This is a genomic window from Kitasatospora sp. NPDC007106 (assembly GCF_040634455.1).
Lineage (GTDB): Bacteria > Actinomycetota > Actinomycetes > Streptomycetales > Streptomycetaceae > Kitasatospora > Kitasatospora arboriphila.
Window position 1 is genome coordinate 26,132 of sequence record NZ_JBEYFP010000013.1, and the last position, 15,910, is coordinate 42,041.

Below are 15,910 nucleotides of genomic sequence, written 5' to 3' on the forward strand. Positions count from 1 at the left end.
GCCTCCGCGGTGTGCCCGTACGGCCCCGGGCACGAACGCACGGCCGGGCCGCTCCCCTCCGCGGGGGCGGCCCGGCCGGACGGCGGCTCAGCTGCTCGCGTACTCCACGGTCAGCAGGGCGCGGGCCACGGTGTGGAAGGTGATGTTGAAGCCGACCGTGGCGGCCGGGGTGTCCGGGGTGAGCCCCAGCGAGGGCACGTCCAGGGCGTGCACGGCGAAGACGTAGCGGTGCGCCGGGCCGGGCGGCGGGGCGGCGCCGTCGTACCTGTGCCCGGGGAAGTCGTTGCGGGCGTGGAAGGCACCGCCGGGCAGCGCGGCGTCGGAGGCGCCGGCGCCGCGGGCCAGCTCGGTGGTCTCCACCGGCAGGTCGAGGGCCAGCCAGTGCCACCAGCCGCTGCCGGTCGGCGCGTCCGGGTCGTAGCAGGTCACCGCGAAGCCGCGGGTCTCGGCGGGGAAGCCGGACCAGGCCAGGTGCGGCGACCCGTTGCCGAGCGCGTGCACGTGCGCGTCCGGCATCACGGCGCCCTCGGTGAGGTCACGGCTGGTCAGCTCGAAGGCCGGGACCTTCGGCAGGAATTCGTAGGGCAGCGGCGGACGGTTCGTCATGGGCCGGGCACCTTCTCCTTCGTCGCACTGCGGGTGGCGGTACGACGGCAGTCTAGGCAGCCGACTGCGCCGCCACGGCGGCGCCGAGCGGGGTGTCGGTGCGGCCCAGGTCGAGCGGCAGGTCGAAGTGGTTGCGCCGGGCGGCGACCGCCGTCTCCACCGCGGCCCCGGCCCGGCGGGCGGCGGCCGCGAACTCCTCCTGCTGGCGCCCGAACTCGGCGGTCTCGTGCTCGCCGCGGACGAGCAGCAGCGGCGGCAGCGCCGGGCCGTCGGCGAGCAGGTGCAGCGGGCTGTTGCGGCGGGCTGCGTCGGCGTCCAGGCCGAGCGCGTCGTTGACGTAGGTGAGGGCGATCGGTTCCAGGTCGTAGACGCCGCTGAGCAGCACCGCACCGGACACCCGGCGGCCGCTCGGGGCGGCCGGGCCGAGCAGGGCCATGGCGGCCAGGTGGGCGCCGGCCGAGCTGCCGCTGAGCTGGACGCGGCCCGGGTCGACGCCGAGCTCCTCGGCGTGGTCGAGCAGCCAGTGCAGGGCGCGGCGGACCTGGTCGACGATCGCGTCCAGCGGCCAGTGCGGGGCCAGCCCGTAGCCGACGGCGGCGTACGCGGTGCCGCGGGCGGTGAAGTCGGGGGCGGCGAACGCGGAGTCGGTCTTGTCCAGCTCCTGCCAGTAGCCGCCGTGCACGAAGACGTGCAGCGGGGCGCCGCCGTCCGGAACGGGCCCGCGGGGCGGGAAGAAGTCGACCAGCTCGGGCTCCGCCGGGCCGTACCGCAGGTCGCGGCGGACCTCCAGCGTCGCGTACGCGTCCTCGCTGCGCGCCGTGTAGGCGGCCAGCTCGACCGCGATGTCCTCGACGCAGCTGCTCGGCGAGTACTCGCGCGCGAGCTCCTCGTGGTCGTAGTCCCGGTACACCGGCGCCATTGCCGTCCTCGCCCGCTCTCGCTCACCGGGCCCGCCACGACCCGTCAGGTATAGACCAATGCCGGGTGCCGGGCTAGCGTGGAGGACGCACCCGCACCCGCACCGCCTGCTCCGGAGCCGCCCCGTGGAGTCGTCCGTCCTCGCCTTCGCCACCGACCTGCTGGACGAGGGCGCCGACACCTTCTTCGGCCACCTTACCGACCGGGCCGGCGTGGGCGGCCTGACCCTCGCCTCGGTCTACCACGAGGCCCGCGACGTCTTCCCGCACAACCCGCACCGGGTGGTCCGCTACCTCGAACCGGGCGCCGCCTACTTCCGCCCCGACCCGGCGCGCTGGGCCGGCCGGCGCCTCGCCCCCGCGCCGTCCACCGCGATCGGCGACCGCGACCCGTTCGCCGAGGCCGCCGCCGAGGCCGGCCGCCGAGGCCTCAAGCTGCACGCCTGGACGGTCTTCTGCCACAACGACCGGCTCGGCTTCCAGCACCCGGACTGCGCCCCCGCCAACGCCTTCGGCGACCGCCACCTCACCGAGCTGTGCCCGGCCAACCCCGAGGTCCGCGAGTACGCCCGTACCCTGGTCGAGGACCTCGGCCGGTACGGCGTGGACGCGATCCGCGCCGAGTCCCTGCACTTCCACGGCCTGCGCCACGGCTACCACCACGAGCGCTACTTCGAGGACCTCGGACCCGTCGCGGAGGCCCTGCTCGGCATCTGCTTCTGCCCGCACTGCCTGGCCGCCGCCTCCGCCGACGGCGTCCCCGCCGAGGAGGTCCGCACCGCCGTCCGGGACGAGCTGCGCGCCCGGCTCGCCGACGAGAAGCGGGCCGCCGAACCGGCCGCCCTGGACGGATTCGCCGGCGGCGCCCTCGCCGCCTACCTGGACGCGGCCACCCGCACCGTCACCACGCTCGCCGCGGAACTCGCCGCGACGGCCGCCGCCGGCGGCATGCGGCTGACCTTCATGGACGGCGCCGGGCCCGGCAAGGGCTGGCTCTCCGGCATCGACCTCCCGTCACTGGCGGGCGCCGCCCACCAGATCGAGACCCTCGGCTACGCCCGCACCCCGGAGGCCGTCCGCGAGAAGGTGGCCGCCTTCGCCCTGCACGGCGTCCGGCCGGAGGCCATGGCGGTGATCCTCCGCCCGATGGCCGAGGACTGCGACGGCCCGGCGAACCTGGCCGCCAAGATCGCCGTCCTGCGCGAGCTCGGCGTCCCCGAAGTCGAGTTCTACCACTACGGCCTGATGCGCCTCTCCTCCCTCGACCGCATCGGCGCCGCCCTGCTCCCGTGAGAGGCAGTGGATCCAGGGGCGCGGGGAACCGCGCAATCCGGGGGCGGGGTGTCCCCACGCGCGTCCCCGACGTGACCACCCGGGCGCCCTCTCGGACCGGCCCTACCGGCGGCGCCGCGAGGTGCCGAACAGGCTCCGGGTGATCTCGCGGCCGAGCTGGGTGCCCGCCGACCGGGCGAAGGACTTCAGCGCCGGGCTGCGCAGCAGCGAACCGATCAGCCCGCCCTCCTCCTGCTCCGCCGCCTCCGGCCGGTGCCGCTCGGCCGGTGCGGGCCGCTCGCGGGCCTCCGGCCGGGCCGGCTCCTCCGCGCGGGCGGCCGGCCGTGCGGCGAGCTTCTCGTACGCGGACTCCCGGTCGATCGCGTCGCGGTAGCGCGGCGCCAGCGGCGAGCCGTCCACCGCGGCCCGCAGGACGGCCGGCTCCAGCGGCCCCATCAGCGACTGCGGGGCCATCAGCCGGGTCGGCGCGACCGGTGTCGGCGCGCCCCGCTCGGACAGCACCGTGACCACCGCCTCGCCGGTGCCCAGCCCGGTGAGCACCTCGGCGAGGTCGTACGGGGACCGCGGGAAGGTCGAGACGGTGGCCTTGAGCGCCTTGGCGTCGTCCGGGGTGAAGGCCCGCAGCGCGTGCTGCACCCGGTTGCCGAGCTGCGCCAGCACGTCGGCGGGGACGTCCTTCGGCGTCTGGGTGACGAAGAAGATGCCCACGCCCTTCGAGCGGATCAGCCGGACGGTCTGGGTGATCGCCTCCAGGAAGGCCTTGGAGGCGCCCTTGAAGAGCAGGTGCGCCTCGTCGAAGAAGAAAACCAGCTTCGGCCGGTCGAGGTCGCCGACCTCCGGCAGCTCCTGGTACAGGTCGGCGAGCAGCCACATCAGGAAGGTGGAGAACAGCCGCGGCCGGTCCTGCACCGCCGGGAGTTCCAGGACGGAGACCGTGCCGCGGCCGTCGGCCGCGGTGCGCAGCAGGTCGGCGGTGTCGAACTCGGGCTCGCCGAAGAACGCGCCGGCGCCCTCGTTGTCGAGCACGGTCAGCGAACGCAGGATCACCCCGGCGGTCGCGGCGGACAGCCCGCCGATGCCCTTGAGCTCCTCCTTGCCCTCCGGGGAGGTGAGGAAGCCGATGACGGCGGAGAGGTCCTTGAGGTCGTGGAGTTCGAGGCCCGCCCGGTCGGCGTAGTGGAAGACCAGGCCGAGCGAGGCCTCCTGGGTCTCGTTGAGTTCCAGCACCTTGGCGAGCAGCAGCGGGCCGAAGCTGGTGAGGGTGGCCCGGACGGGGATGCCGGTGCCCTGCCCGCCGAGGGCGTAGAACTCGGCGGGGCAGCCCTGCGGCGTCCACGGCCGGCCGACCTCGGCGGCGCGGGCGGCGATCCGTTCGCCCGGCACGCCGGGGGCGGCGATGCCGGAGACGTCGCCCTTGACGTCGGCGAGGAAGACCGGGACGCCCTGGGCGGAGAGCTGTTCGGCGATGAGCTGGAGGGTCTTGGTCTTGCCGGTGCCGGTGGCGCCGGCGACGAGTCCGTGCCGGTTGAGCACGCCGAGCGGGACGCGCACCTGCGCCGCGGGGTACGCGGTGGTGCCGTCGATCGCGGCGCCGAGGTCGAGCGCGGGGCCGGTGAAGGCGTACCCGTCGGCGATCGCCCGGACGGCGGCGGGGAGCGCCGCGGCGTCGGGGGTGTGGGGGTCGGTCATCTCGGCGGGCTCCCGGGCAGAGCTGGCAAAAGGGATTTCCACCATCAAACCGCCGTACTCGGAACCGGACGGGTAACGCCGCGCTTGCTGCGCCCCCCGCACGCATGACGGTAGGCTTTCCGTGTGATCTTCAAGCGCATCGGCAACGGGCGGCCGTACCCGGATCACGGCCGGACCAGCACCCGCCAGTGGGCGGACGTCGCGCCGCGTCCGGTGCGGCTGGACCAGCTGGTCACCACCAAGGGTCAGCTCGATCTGGAAACGCTCCTCGCGGAGGACTCCACGTTCTACGGGGACCTCTTCGCGCACGTGGTGAAGTGGCACGGCGACCTCTACCTGGAGGACGGACTGCACCGTGCGGTGCGGGCCGCGCTGCAGCAGCGCCAGGTGCTGCACGCGCGCGTGCTGGAGATGGACTGACCGGCCCCGGGCCGGGTACGAACCACCTCTCACGGACCCCTGCGGACAGTCCGGAAGGACGCCGGTACATCCTTTCGGGTGCCGGGGTACTCCAGATGATGATCATTTAGTACCTTCACAGCAGCTGTAGCACTAATCTGCTGAACAACGGCCGATTTCCCGGCGTACGCCCCTTTTTGGCCGCACCCGAGACCGAGCCTGTCCGAGCCTGTCCTGGCACGAGGGGGACACCGACGTGAGCATGCTGACCCCCCAGGGACTGAAGGGGAAGCAGTACCGGATCACCGGTAACTCCTACCCCCGCCTGGGCCGCCCTCCCCGCAGGAGCCGCAAGGTGCTGGCCGGCATCGGCGTCCTGCTCGCCCTGTCACTGGTCGCCCTCGGCGGCGTCCAGCTCTACGACATCTTCCGCGGCCGGCACGCCTCCGCACAGGCGTGTCCGGCCCCCGGCGCCTCCGGCAAGCCGCTGGCCGCCCCGGCGGCGTCGGGCGCCGCCTCCGGCGCGGCCTCCCCGCCCCCCGGCGCCACCAGTACCGCCGTCCCGCAGCCGCAGGCGGTGACGGTCAACGTCTACAACGCCACCGACAAGTCCGGCATGGCCGCCCGCACCGCGGAGGAGCTGAAGAAGCGCGGCTTCACCATCGGCCAGGTCGGCAACGCCCCGGCCGCGCTGGACAAGAAGGTGCCCGGCACCGTGCAGGTGATCAGCGGTCCGGCCGGCCTCGGCGCGGCCACGCTGCTCGGCTCGCAGGTGGCGAGCGCCGCCAGGACGGCCGACGCCCGGACGGACGCGACGGTCGACTTCGTCCTCGGCGACAGCTTCGCCGCCCTGCTCGACCCGACCCAGGCGGCCGCGGCCCTGGCCGAGGCCACCAAGCCGTCCCCGACCCCGTCGCCGCAGCCCGGCTCCTGCTGAACGGCCCGGCTCCGGCCGGCCGCCGCACACCGGCAGCCACGCGAAGGGCCCCGCTCCTCCCGGAGGAGCGGGGCCCTTCGTGCTTCCGGCGCGGTGGGATCAGCCAGCGGTGCCGTACAGGCGGTCGCCCGCGTCGCCGAGGCCGGGGACGATGTAGCCGTGCTCGTTGAGGCGCTCGTCCAGCGCGGCGGTGACGATCTTGACGGGCTGGTCGGCCAGCTCCTTCTCGACCACCGCGACGCCCTCCGGGGCGGCCAGCAGCACCACGCCGGTGACGTCCGTGGCGCCGCGCTCGAGCAGCATCCGGACGGCGGCGACCAGGGTGCCGCCGGTGGCGAGCATCGGGTCGAGGACGAAGACCTGGCGGCCGGAGAGGTCGTCGGGCATCCGCGTCGCGTAGGTGGACGCCTCCAGCGTCTCCTCGTTGCGGACCATGCCCAGGAAGCCGACCTCGGCGGTCGGCAGCAGCCGGGTCATGCCGTCCAGCATGCCGAGACCGGCCCGCAGGATCGGGACGACCAGCGGCCGCGGGTGGCTCAGCCGGGTGCCGGTGGTGACGGCGACCGGGGTGGTGACCTCCACCGGCTCGGTCCGGACGTTCCGGGTGGCCTCGTAGGCGAGCAGGGTGACCAGCTCGTCGGTCAGGCGGCGGAAGGTCGGCGAGTCGGTGCGCTCGTCGCGCAGGGTGGAGAGCTTGTGGGCGACCAGGGGGTGGTCGACGACGTGGAGACGCATGTCTCGACCATAACGGGCACGGGCACGTGCGTACGACTCGCCGGGGAGCGGCCGGGAACGAGGTGTGGACGGGCCGGGACCGGGGAAGCCGAACCGAGACCTTCGCCCTGGTATCAAGCGGACACTTCTGGGAAAGTCGGACCGTATGAAGAGCAACCCGGACCCCGGGGCCGGCTCGACAGACGAGTCGGGGCCCGACGCCCCCGAGACCGAGGCGCAGCGCCGCAAGCGCCGCGCCCTGTTCCTCCGCGAGCTCGCCGAGGCGCGCGAGCTGCGGGCCCGGGTGCAGCCCCGGCGCACCAAGGAGCGGCGGATGCGCGAGGCCATGCGGATGCGAACCTTCCGCATCTGACGGAGGAGTCCGCGACTGGTCGGCCGCCGACCAGCCATTCCGACACGACCTGCAAAGACGCGCTGCAGAACACCCCCCGCAGCGCCGGGCTTTCTGTCACGATGCCGGAGGGACGGTCCGAACAGCGGACCGTTTCTGGCGCGGGGGCGGCCAGACCGCGTTCGCCCGAGATCGCCTACAGCCGAGACCAATCTTGGGAGTGTCCCTGGTGGCGTACTTCGCTGCAGTGCTTGCTCGCACCGATGGCGGGTGGGATGTGAGCGAGACGGAGCTCGACGACGTCGAAACCCTGGCCGACCTGGCCGACCTGGCCCGGGAGGCCGCCCAGGACGACGACAGCGTCCTGGTCTTCATCGAACAGGAGGACGCCTGGTTCGCCGTCGTCCGCGTGGACGGCGAGGAGGACCCGCGCATCTTCGTCTCCGACGGTGCCGCCGCGGCGCGCAGCTCGTACGGCTCGGTGCTGACCGACGAACTGATCGAGGCCGAGGACTTCGACGACATCGACGCCCTGGTCGCGGACGTCGAGGACGACGAGGAGGCCGCGCTGGAGGCCGCGGACGACGCGGACGAGAACGAGGACGCAGCCGGTCCGGCCGGCGCCCAGGCGGGGCCGCTCGGGGACTCCGACCTGCTCGCCGACTTCGGCCTGTCCGCCAAGGACCTCCTGGGCCTGGCCGGCGAGGGCGCGGTGCCCGGCGACGCGCTCGCCGAGATCGCCGACGCGCTCGGCGCGGGCGAGGTCCTGGAGGCCGTTCGGTAGCGCCCGAGCCGGTGCCCGACACTGGTGCCATGCCGTCCGCACCCGCCCCGCAGATCCACCCCCTTCCGGCCCCCGTCCGCCCCGACCCGGTACGCGACCGGTGGAAGGACCTGATGCGCCTCGCCATGGACGAGGCGGCACTGGCCACCTCCACCGGGGACGTACCGGTCGGGGCGCTCGTGCTCGGGCCCGACGGCGCGGTGATCGGACGCGGCCACAACGTGCGCGAGGCGGACGGCGACCCGACCGGGCACGCCGAGGTGGTGGCGATCCGGCAGGCGGCCGCGGCCGTCGGCGAGTGGCGCCTCGGCGGCTGCACCCTGGTCGTCACCCTGGAGCCGTGCACCATGTGCGCCGGGGCGCTGGTGCTCTCCCGGATCGACCGGGTGGTCTACGGCGCCCTCGACCCCAAGGCCGGCGCGGCAGGCTCGCTCTTCGACGTGATGCGCGACCGCCGACTGAACCACCGCCCCGAGGTCGTCCCCGGTGTGCTCGCCGAGGAATGCTCCGCACAGCTGCTGGCCTTCTTCGAGACCCAGCGCTGAATACGGATTTCGTCACCGCCCGACCCGTCCGGTAGAGTCTCTCTCGGTAGCGTGTCCGAGCGGCCAAAGGAGCACGCCTCGAAAGCGTGTGTGGGGGCAACTCCACCGTGGGTTCGAATCCCACCGCTACCGCTTCACGAAGGGCCCCGACCGAACCGGTCGGGGCCCTTCGACGTGCCCCCGGGCCGCGCGGGTGAACGCGCGGGCGGCCGGGGGCCGCTGGCGGGACGTCAGGGGAAGCAGGAAACGCCACCGGGCTCGGGGCCGGGTGGCGTTCGGGGGGTGCGTTCGGGGTGCCGGAGGGGGCGCGGCCCCGGGGGAAACGGGCCGCGCCCCCGTCGGGACTCCCACCACCGGCGCCGCATCAGGGGGAAGCTGCGGCGCACGGTCCCACAGCGGGGAGTCCCGGTTCCCTGCACCGGGGATTCCTGCCAGATCCCGCGGCACTCCTCCATCGTGCGCCACCGCCCGCGGGCGGGCACCCGTACAAAGCCCCCACTCGCGGGGACCTTCGTCCCGGGGAGTGAACGCCGCTCTCACCCGATGGGCCGTCCGGTGGATAAGCTGCGCAGCAGCAGGAGGGCGCCCGGGGAGAGCGACGGCGGCCCCGCGGCAGGGAGGCAGGCCCGTTCGATGGCTCAGGCGAAGAAGATCGGCATGTATCTCCTGCTCATCTTCGTGATCTACACGATCATCACGTCGCCCACCCGGGCGGCGGAGCTGGTGCAGTCCGGCTTCGTGGGGATCTCGGACGCCGCGAAGGCGGTCGGGACCTTCATGACCGGCCTGGTGAACTGAGCCCGGCCGGTCAGCGGCTACCGTGGCGGGGTTCGTCCACCCTTCCAGCTAGGAGCGGCATCGTGATCCGGCACCTGGTCCTGTTCAAGCTCAACGACGGCGTCCTGAAGGACGACGAGCGGGCGATCGCCGGCGCGAAGGCGTTCGAGGAGCTCGGCCCGCAGATCCCCGAGCTGCGCGAGTGGGAGTGCGGCTGGAACACCACCGTGCGCGACATCGCCTACGACTACGCGATCAACAGCCTGGTCGAGGACCGGGACGCGCTGCAGGCCTACCTGACCCACCCGGCCCACCAGGCCGCCGCGGGCCAGTGGCGGGAGTTCGCCACCTGGGTGATCGCCGACGTCGAGGTCTGATCCCCGCACAGTCGCATCGCATACGCACTACCACTCGGCCCTCCGCCCCGACCCCGGGCGGGGGGCCGCAGCACACATCGGCCGACGGTGCACTGTCAGCCAACACGCCTACGAGCGGTGCTTGCCGCCGATGTGGACGACTTGTGATGCTATGACCGGTTTTGCCGGATCTGGCGAGGTGGTGAGCACGGCCGGGCCGCCCAGGCGGCGGCCGGATCGCAGATGTCGACTCTGGGAGGGGTGACGTGTCCGTGCGGACACAGGACAGCGCGCGGGGCACCGACGGGGAGCAGTCCGCCCCGCCGCCCGCGGACAGTCTCGTCGCGGAGCTGAAGGCCGCCGGGCTGAGGGACCGCCAGAGCGGCACCCGCACCCCGGTGGACGTCCGCACGCTCACCCGGGTCCTCTTCGAGCGGCTCGCCGAACTGCCCCCGGACGCCCCGGAACGCGAACGCGTCCGGGCCGCCCTGATCGAGATCAACGTCCCGCTGGTCCGGTACGCGGCCACCCGCTTCCGCAGCCGCAGCGAGCCGATGGAGGACATCGTCCAGGTCGGCACGATCGGCCTGATCAACGCCATCGACCGCTTCGACCCGAGCCGCGGCGTGCAGTTCCCGACGTACGCGCTGCCGACCATCCTCGGCGAGATCAAGCGCTACTTCCGGGACAACGTCCGCACCATGCACGTGCCGCGCCGGCTCCAGGAGCTGTGGGTGCAGGTCAGCGGCGCGATGGAGGAGCTGACCGTCACCCACGGGCGGTCGCCCAAGGTGCCGGAGATCGCCGCCTGTCTGCGCATCCCCGAGGAGGACGTCCGGGCCTGCCTGGACGCCGGCCGGGCGTACAACGCCGCCTCGCTGGAGGCGGCGCAGGAGCACGAGGGCGGACTCGCCCTGCTGGACCGGCTCGGCTACGAGGACTCCGCGCTCGCCGACGTCGAGCACCGGGACATGGTCCGCCACCTGCTGGTGCAGCTGCCCGAGCGGGAGCGGCGGATCATCATGCTGCGCTTCTTCGCCAACCTGACGCAGTCGCAGATCTCCACCGAGCTGGGGATGTCCCAGATGCACGTCTCCCGGCTGCTGTCGCGCATCCTCACCCGGCTGCGGACCGGCAACTCCTGGGAGGAGTGAGCCCGTCGGAAGATCGCGCCGCGTTACCGCCGTGTGACATCTCGCGACGGCCGGGTTTGCCGGGGCCGGTGGGCCGGTATGGGGGGTGGAGGGAGGGTCCGATGCGGGAACCACGCTGTGCTGGTGCCCGTTGAACAGTCAGTCACGAGGGGGTGGGGCGCGTGTCCGGAGAACCGGTCGGTGCGGTCGTCGAGGAGATCCCTGGGGAGCGGGCGGCCGGGGTGCGGGCCGTGCTGCGGGCGTTCCCGCAGCAGCAGGCCGGGGAGCAGGAGCCGGTCGGCGCACCGCCGCCCGGGGCCGCCGCAGGGGACGTCGGTGCCACCGGCACGACGGAGGCCGCCGGGGCGGCCGGGCCCGTGCGGACGGCCGACCCGGTGGTCGGCGAGCGCCCGCTGGACACCCGGACGCTCTCGCGCTCGCTCTTCCGCCGGCTGGCGGCGCTGGAGCCGGGCAGCGCGGAGCACACCTACGTCCGCGACACCCTGATCGAGCTCAACCTGCCGCTGGTGCGCTACGCCTCGGCGCGGTTCCGCAGCCGCAACGAGCCGATGGAGGACATCGTCCAGGTCGGCACGATCGGCCTGATCAAGGCAATCGACCGCTTCGACCCGGACCGCGGGGTGGAGTTCCCGACCTTCGCGATGCCGACGGTGGTCGGCGAGATCAAGCGCTTCTTCCGGGACACCAGCTGGTCGGTGCGGGTGCCCCGGCGCCTGCAGGAGCTGCGGCTGGCCCTCACCAAGGCGGGCGACGAGCTCTCGCAGAAGCTCGACCGCTCCCCCACCGTCGCCGAGCTGGCGGTCTGCCTCGGCGTCAGCGAGGAGGACGTCGTCGAGGGCCTCGCCGTCGGCAACGCGTACACCGCCTCCTCGCTCGACTCCGCGCCCAGCGAGGAGGACGGCGAGGGCCCGCTGGCCGACCGGCTCGGCTACGACGACCTGGCGCTGGAGGGCGTGGAGTACCGCGAGTCGCTGAAGCCGCTGCTGGCCAAGCTGCCGCCGCGCGAGCGGCGGATCATCATGCTGCGCTTCTTCGGCAACCTGACGCAGTCGCAGATCGGCGAGGAGATCGGGATCTCCCAGATGCACGTCTCCCGGCTGCTCACCAAGACCCTCGCCCAGCTCCGGGCCGGGCTGACCTCGGAGGGCTGACGGAGGGCTGACGAAGGACTTCCGGGAGCCGCCGGGGAGGCCCGGGGCGACCGGGGGCGGCGGACGGTCCGGGCGGCGCCGGGGCGGGTCAGGCGAGCAGGTTGGCGCGCAGCCCGTCCAGTACGGCGCCGTCCAGGCCGAGGCCGTCGCGCCAGAAGTCCTCGAAGGTCGGCCAGCCCGCGGCGACCTCCTCGAACGCGGCGTCGAGGTAGTTCCGGTCCGCGCGGAAGATCGGCAGCAGCAGCGCGGGCTCCTTCATCAGGCCGCGGGTGCCGAAGCTGTCCACCACGTGCTCGACGATGGCGGCGGAGCGCTCGTTGGTGAGCAGGTAGTCCGCGTAGACGGTGTCACGGTCGACGCCGAGGGCGGTCAGCACCAGGGCGGCCACCCAGCCGGTGCGGTCCTTGCCGGCCGAGCAGTGGAAAAGCAGCGGGGTGCCGCCGGGCTCGGCGAGCAGCCGGACCACCGTGGCGAAGCGCTCGCGGGCGACGGCGTCGGTGACGAACCAGCGGTAGAGGCCGATCATCATGCCCTCGGCCCGGCCGTCGCCGAGCAGGGCGCGCTGCTTGTCGGCGTCGCGGTCGGCGAGCGCGTTGCGCAGCGCGACGTAGATGTCGAACTCGCGGGCGAAGACAGGCAGGTGGTGCAGGGTGATGCCGTCGTCGGTGGTCCGCTCGACGGTCATCGGGGTGGCGGAGAGCTCCGCGGCGGCGATCTCGGCGGTGGGCAGCCCGCGGACGATGTCCGGGCCGGCCTCGCGGACCTCGTCGAGGCTGCGCAGGTCGACGATCTGGCGCAGCCCGTGGTCGGCGAGCAGGGCGAGGTCGTCCTCGCCGAGCCGGTTGAGCGCGTCCGCGCGCAGGGCGGTGCCCGGCTTGAGCACCCGGCCGTCGGCCGTCCGGTAGCCGCCCAGGTCACGGGCGTTCACGGCACCTCTGAGGCCCAGACTGCGCGCGGTCTCGGTGGGCTGGGTCACGGAAGGCCTCCTGGTGCGCGGGGGACGGCGGGCGCGGGCCCGATCAGTGTAGGGACCGCGCCGCACCCCGGGGCCCGCGCTCCGGGCCGCCTGCTCGACGCCGGCTACTTGACGGCGAGCCAGACCACGCCGCCGACGACGAGGAGGGCGACCACCACCACGGCGGCGATCACACCGCCCCGGCCGGAGGAGCTGCTGCCGTAGGTGTTGACGGAGCCGGGGGCCTGCGGGGCCGGGGTCTCGTCGACGAACGCCCGGAACATCTGGGTGCTGCCGGCGGGGTCGTAGTCGTTGTCAGCCATGGCGAGGACTCTAGCCAACGCGGCCGCCCGCGGAACACCCCGGACCCCTCGGTGGGGTGATCTCCACACGCTCCCCCCACCTGCACGTGCTACGCCCGTGCGACAGCGCCGTGAACTCCGGCCGGGCTGCGGAACAGCCCGCCCGCGGATCGGGTTGACTCGCGGCATGACCGACTACCGCACCGACGCCCGCCGGGTGACCCTCGGCACCTCCGACCTGGCCGTCTCGCCGCTCTGCCTCGGCGGCAACGTCTTCGGCTGGACGGCGGACGAGGCCCAGTCCTTCGCCGTCCTCGACGCCTACGCGGCGGCCGGCGGCAACTTCGTCGACACCGCCGACATGTACTCGTCCTGGGTGCCCGGCAACACCGGCGGCGAGTCCGAGACCGTGATCGGCACCTGGCTGCGCAGCCGCGGCAACCGCGACGGGGTCGTGATCGCCACCAAGGTCGGCATGCACCCGGACGCGCCCGGTCTGCGGGCGTCGAACATCAAGCGGGGCGCCGAGGAGTCGCTCGTCCGGCTGGGCATCGAGCGGATCGACCTCTTCTACACCCACCGGGACGACCCGGCGACGCCGGTGGAGGAGATCGTCACGGCGCTGGACGAGCTGGTGCGGGAGGGCAAGGTCCGCGAGATCGCCGCCTCGAACATCGGCGCCGACCGGCTCGCCGAGTCGCTGGCCTTCTCCGACCGCGAGGGCCTGGCCCGGTACGTGGCGGTGCAGCCGCACTACAACCTGGTCTCCCGCGGGACCTACGAGGGCCCCCTGGCGGGCGTGGTGGCGGCGAACGGGCTGTCCGCCGTGCCGTACTACGCGCTGGCCTCCGGGTTCCTGACCGGCAAGTACCGCCCGGGCGGCGGTGAGGTGCCGAGCGCCCGCGCCCAGGGGGCGGCCCGGTACCTGGCGGAGCCGCGGGGTCCGCTGGTGCTGGAGGCGCTGGACAAGGTGGCCGCCGCCCGCGGGGTGGAGCCCGCCACGGTGGCGCTGGCCTGGCTGGCCGCCCGGCCGACGGTGGCCTCGCCGATCGCGTCCGCCCGTACCGCCGAGCAGCTGCCGCCGCTGCTGGCCGCGATCGACCTGCGGCTGGCGGAGGAGGAGCTCGCCCTGCTGGACGCGGCTTCCGCCTGAGGGTGCGTCCCCGGACGGCAACCGCCCGTCCACGGGCTGTGGACGGGCGGCTGCCCCGGACGGGCGGAGCGGTCGAGCGGGTCGAGCGGGTGGAGCGGGTGGAGCAGGTGGGCAGCGACCGGCGGGCGCGGTCACGCCGGCCGCCCCTCCTTGCGTCCGGCGGGCTCCTTGCGGGCCGGCCGGACGGCCGGCGCGGGCACCGGGGCACTGACCCCGGCCGGGGCGACGAAGGCCACCAGCAGTTGTTCCATCAGGGCGCTGCGGGCGGCCTCGTCGAGCTGGTGGGCGGTGGCGCGTTCGAGGCGGCGGACGGCGAGCGCGGCGGCCTCGACGGCGTCGTCGACCAGGACGGTCCGCAGTCCCGCGTCCAGGTCGGCGAGGCGGCGGCGGCGCATCGACTCGGCGACCTCGGGTGCGTAGTCGAGGGCGATCGGCTGGACCGAGTACACCTCCAGGCCGGCCGGGTGGGCCTCGGCGGCGAGGGCGCGGCTGAGCTCGTCGGCGAACCACTGGCCGTCCCGAAGCGCGGGGCCGGGGCCGGCGTTGGAGTCGCAGGGCAGCCGGCTGGCGGTGCGGCTGAGCACGGCGTGGATCTGTTCGCGCAGGTACGCCTCGTGCGCGGCCACCGACAGCACCGCCCGGGCGGTGTCCCGGACCCGCCAGACGACCAGCAGCCGGACGACGATCGGGGTGCCGGTGCGGTCGGTGACCGTCACCGGGTCGCTGCGCCAGTGGCGCAGCCGTACGTCGACGCGGCGGCGGCGGACCAGCGGGTTGACCCACAGCAGGCCGGCCCGGCGGACGGTGCCGCGGTAGCGGCCCCAGCGGGTGAGCACCCTGGCCTCGCCGCCGGGGTTGGAGAGCAGCCCGGCCAGTACGGCCACCAGCAGCAGGCCGACGGCGGCGACGGCGGCGATCTCCGCGCCGCTCAGCCCGGTGGGCCCGCCGCGGCGCACGGCCCCGGTCCGGATGTCCGGCAGCGCCTCGAACTCGGGCAGCACGCCGGCGCGGACGAGGATCACCAGCAGTCCGGTGGTGCCCAGCAGCAGGAGCAGCAGCGCCAGCCAGCCGGGCAGCGCGAAGGCGTGCCGTTCGCGCAGCGCCTGGTCGACGCGGGGCGGCCGGCGGGTCGCGGGGGTCTCGGTGTCCGAGTCGGCGCGGACGGGGGTCAGCTGGCGGGTGGGCGGGTCCTCCGGCGCCGCGGCCCGGGGGGTCCTGCCGGGGCCCGGGGCGGTGAGGCCGCCGCTGTCGGCGCGGACGGGCTGGGCCTTGCCGGTGGCGGCGGTGGATCCGGCCGTTCCGGCTCCGGGGCCGCCCGCCGCCGCGTCGGGCGGGCCGGCGGGCCGGGGGGCGGGTCGTGGCGATGAGTCGCGGGTGACGTCCATGCACGGTCCTCGGGTTCGGGTGCGGCAAGGCGGGGCGGCCGGATCGGGCGAGGGCGGCCTGCACCGGATTCCAGGCTAGGTTGACAAGTCATCAAATGGGACATTTCAGGCACGTTGGGCGTGTCGACTCCCCGCCCACCGAAACGAACTGACGATGCATCAGTCTTTGCGGCGACTGCCCGGACCGCGGGCGAACACCCGCCGCAGCAGCAGTCCGGCGGCCGCCAGGCACGCCAGGCCGGCCAGGCCGGCCAGGCCCGCGAGCAGGCCGCCGTGGGCAGCGAGGACCCGGCCCGCGGCGGACACCGGCTCCCCGGCCGGACGGTGCCCGGCCTGCGGCGGAACCGCACGGACCCGTCCGGACGGGTCCGCCCCGGCCCCGGCGGAGGGCGCCCCCGGGTCGGCCGCGGGCGGCGAAGCGGCCGGGGTGCCCGCCTCGGC

At 74.4% G+C, this 15,910-nt stretch carries 18 protein-coding genes, 1 tRNA gene and 1 pseudogene; 12 read left to right on the plus strand and 8 right to left on the minus strand.

The features are described 5' to 3' along the window. Positions 1-87 precede the first annotated feature (87 nt). Entirely contained in the window at positions 88-606 is a 519-nt protein-coding gene (locus ABZ641_RS03015) for a YbhB/YbcL family Raf kinase inhibitor-like protein (protein ID WP_344625013.1), read from the minus strand. Positions 607-658: 52 nt separating this feature from the next. Then, complete coding sequence (locus ABZ641_RS03020) at positions 659-1,525, minus strand: alpha/beta hydrolase (RefSeq protein WP_344625012.1); 867 nt, start codon at positions 1,523-1,525, stop codon at positions 659-661. A 124-nt stretch (positions 1,526-1,649) separates the two neighbouring features. Here ABZ641_RS03020 and ABZ641_RS03025 point away from each other — a divergent pair, with 124 nt between their 5' ends. Beyond that, positions 1,650-2,816: a hypothetical protein gene (locus ABZ641_RS03025; protein WP_344625011.1), complete on the plus strand. Its 1,167-nt coding sequence runs from the start codon at positions 1,650-1,652 to the stop codon at positions 2,814-2,816. Between the two features lie 102 nt (positions 2,817-2,918). Here ABZ641_RS03025 and ABZ641_RS03030 read toward each other — a convergent pair whose 3' ends face one another. Next, complete coding sequence (locus ABZ641_RS03030; protein WP_344625010.1) at positions 2,919-4,505, minus strand: helicase HerA-like domain-containing protein; 1,587 nt, start codon at positions 4,503-4,505, stop codon at positions 2,919-2,921. Between the two features lie 123 nt (positions 4,506-4,628). Between ABZ641_RS03030 and ABZ641_RS03035 the strand changes: the two genes are divergently transcribed. Both ABZ641_RS03035 and ABZ641_RS03040 read left to right on the plus strand, forming a co-directional pair. Beyond that, positions 4,629-4,925, plus strand: coding sequence for a type II toxin-antitoxin system VapB family antitoxin (locus ABZ641_RS03035; RefSeq protein WP_030273186.1), 297 nt, complete (start codon positions 4,629-4,631; stop codon positions 4,923-4,925). A gap of 241 nt (positions 4,926-5,166) precedes the next feature. Beyond that, positions 5,167-5,841, plus strand: coding sequence for a LytR C-terminal domain-containing protein (locus tag ABZ641_RS03040; protein ID WP_359978754.1), 675 nt, complete (start codon positions 5,167-5,169; stop codon positions 5,839-5,841). A 99-nt stretch (positions 5,842-5,940) separates the two neighbouring features. On the opposite strand, the gene upp is transcribed toward ABZ641_RS03040, so the two are convergent. Next, positions 5,941-6,576, minus strand: coding sequence for a uracil phosphoribosyltransferase (gene upp, locus ABZ641_RS03045; protein WP_344625009.1), 636 nt, complete (start codon positions 6,574-6,576; stop codon positions 5,941-5,943). Between the two features lie 145 nt (positions 6,577-6,721). On the opposite strand from upp, the gene ABZ641_RS03050 reads away from it, so the two are divergent. From ABZ641_RS03050 to ABZ641_RS03085, 8 genes are all read left to right on the plus strand, one after another. After that, positions 6,722-6,928: a hypothetical protein gene (locus tag ABZ641_RS03050; protein WP_344625008.1), complete on the plus strand. Its 207-nt coding sequence runs from the start codon at positions 6,722-6,724 to the stop codon at positions 6,926-6,928. A 208-nt stretch (positions 6,929-7,136) separates the two neighbouring features. After that, positions 7,137-7,691, plus strand: a complete 555-nt coding sequence (locus tag ABZ641_RS03055; protein WP_359978756.1) for a hypothetical protein — start codon at positions 7,137-7,139, stop codon at positions 7,689-7,691. A 29-nt stretch (positions 7,692-7,720) separates the two neighbouring features. Continuing rightward, positions 7,721-8,236 carry a tRNA adenosine(34) deaminase TadA gene (gene tadA, locus ABZ641_RS03060; protein ID WP_344625006.1) on the plus strand — a complete coding sequence of 172 codons (516 nt, stop codon included), beginning with the start codon at positions 7,721-7,723 and terminating at the stop codon, positions 8,234-8,236. A gap of 45 nt (positions 8,237-8,281) precedes the next feature. Next, positions 8,282-8,368 (plus strand) — tRNA-Ser (locus ABZ641_RS03065). A 501-nt stretch (positions 8,369-8,869) separates the two neighbouring features. Then, positions 8,870-9,034: a hypothetical protein gene (locus ABZ641_RS03070; RefSeq protein ID WP_263104601.1), complete on the plus strand. Its 165-nt coding sequence runs from the start codon at positions 8,870-8,872 to the stop codon at positions 9,032-9,034. 62 nt (positions 9,035-9,096) lie between these two features. Further along, positions 9,097-9,390 (plus strand): Dabb family protein, encoded by a 294-nt coding sequence (locus tag ABZ641_RS03075; RefSeq protein WP_344624985.1) that lies wholly within the window; start codon positions 9,097-9,099, stop codon positions 9,388-9,390. Between the two features lie 329 nt (positions 9,391-9,719). Then, positions 9,720-10,523, plus strand: a complete 804-nt coding sequence (locus ABZ641_RS03080; protein ID WP_344625034.1) for an RNA polymerase sigma factor SigF — start codon at positions 9,720-9,722, stop codon at positions 10,521-10,523. Positions 10,524-10,879: 356 nt separating this feature from the next. Continuing rightward, on the plus strand, positions 10,880-11,674 hold the full coding sequence (locus ABZ641_RS03085; protein ID WP_344625033.1) for an RNA polymerase sigma factor SigF: 795 nt from the start codon (positions 10,880-10,882) through the stop codon (positions 11,672-11,674). Positions 11,675-11,762: 88 nt separating this feature from the next. On the opposite strand, the gene ABZ641_RS03090 is transcribed toward ABZ641_RS03085, so the two are convergent. Both ABZ641_RS03090 and ABZ641_RS03095 read right to left on the minus strand, forming a co-directional pair. Continuing rightward, on the minus strand, positions 11,763-12,650 hold the full coding sequence (locus tag ABZ641_RS03090; protein ID WP_359978760.1) for a tyrosine-protein phosphatase: 888 nt from the start codon (positions 12,648-12,650) through the stop codon (positions 11,763-11,765). 104 nt (positions 12,651-12,754) lie between these two features. Next, positions 12,755-12,952 carry a hypothetical protein gene (locus ABZ641_RS03095; protein WP_344624983.1) on the minus strand — a complete coding sequence of 66 codons (198 nt, stop codon included), beginning with the start codon at positions 12,950-12,952 and terminating at the stop codon, positions 12,755-12,757. Between the two features lie 166 nt (positions 12,953-13,118). Between ABZ641_RS03095 and ABZ641_RS03100 the strand changes: the two genes are divergently transcribed. Further along, complete coding sequence (locus ABZ641_RS03100; protein ID WP_344624982.1) at positions 13,119-14,084, plus strand: aldo/keto reductase; 966 nt, start codon at positions 13,119-13,121, stop codon at positions 14,082-14,084. Positions 14,085-14,215: 131 nt separating this feature from the next. On the opposite strand, the gene ABZ641_RS03105 is transcribed toward ABZ641_RS03100, so the two are convergent. Both ABZ641_RS03105 and ABZ641_RS03110 read right to left on the minus strand, forming a co-directional pair. Next, positions 14,216-15,469, minus strand: a complete 1,254-nt coding sequence (locus ABZ641_RS03105; RefSeq protein ID WP_359978764.1) for an SPFH domain-containing protein — start codon at positions 15,467-15,469, stop codon at positions 14,216-14,218. Positions 15,470-15,628: 159 nt separating this feature from the next. After that, positions 15,629-15,910: pseudogene (locus tag ABZ641_RS03110) on the minus strand (hypothetical protein); the annotation flags it as partial.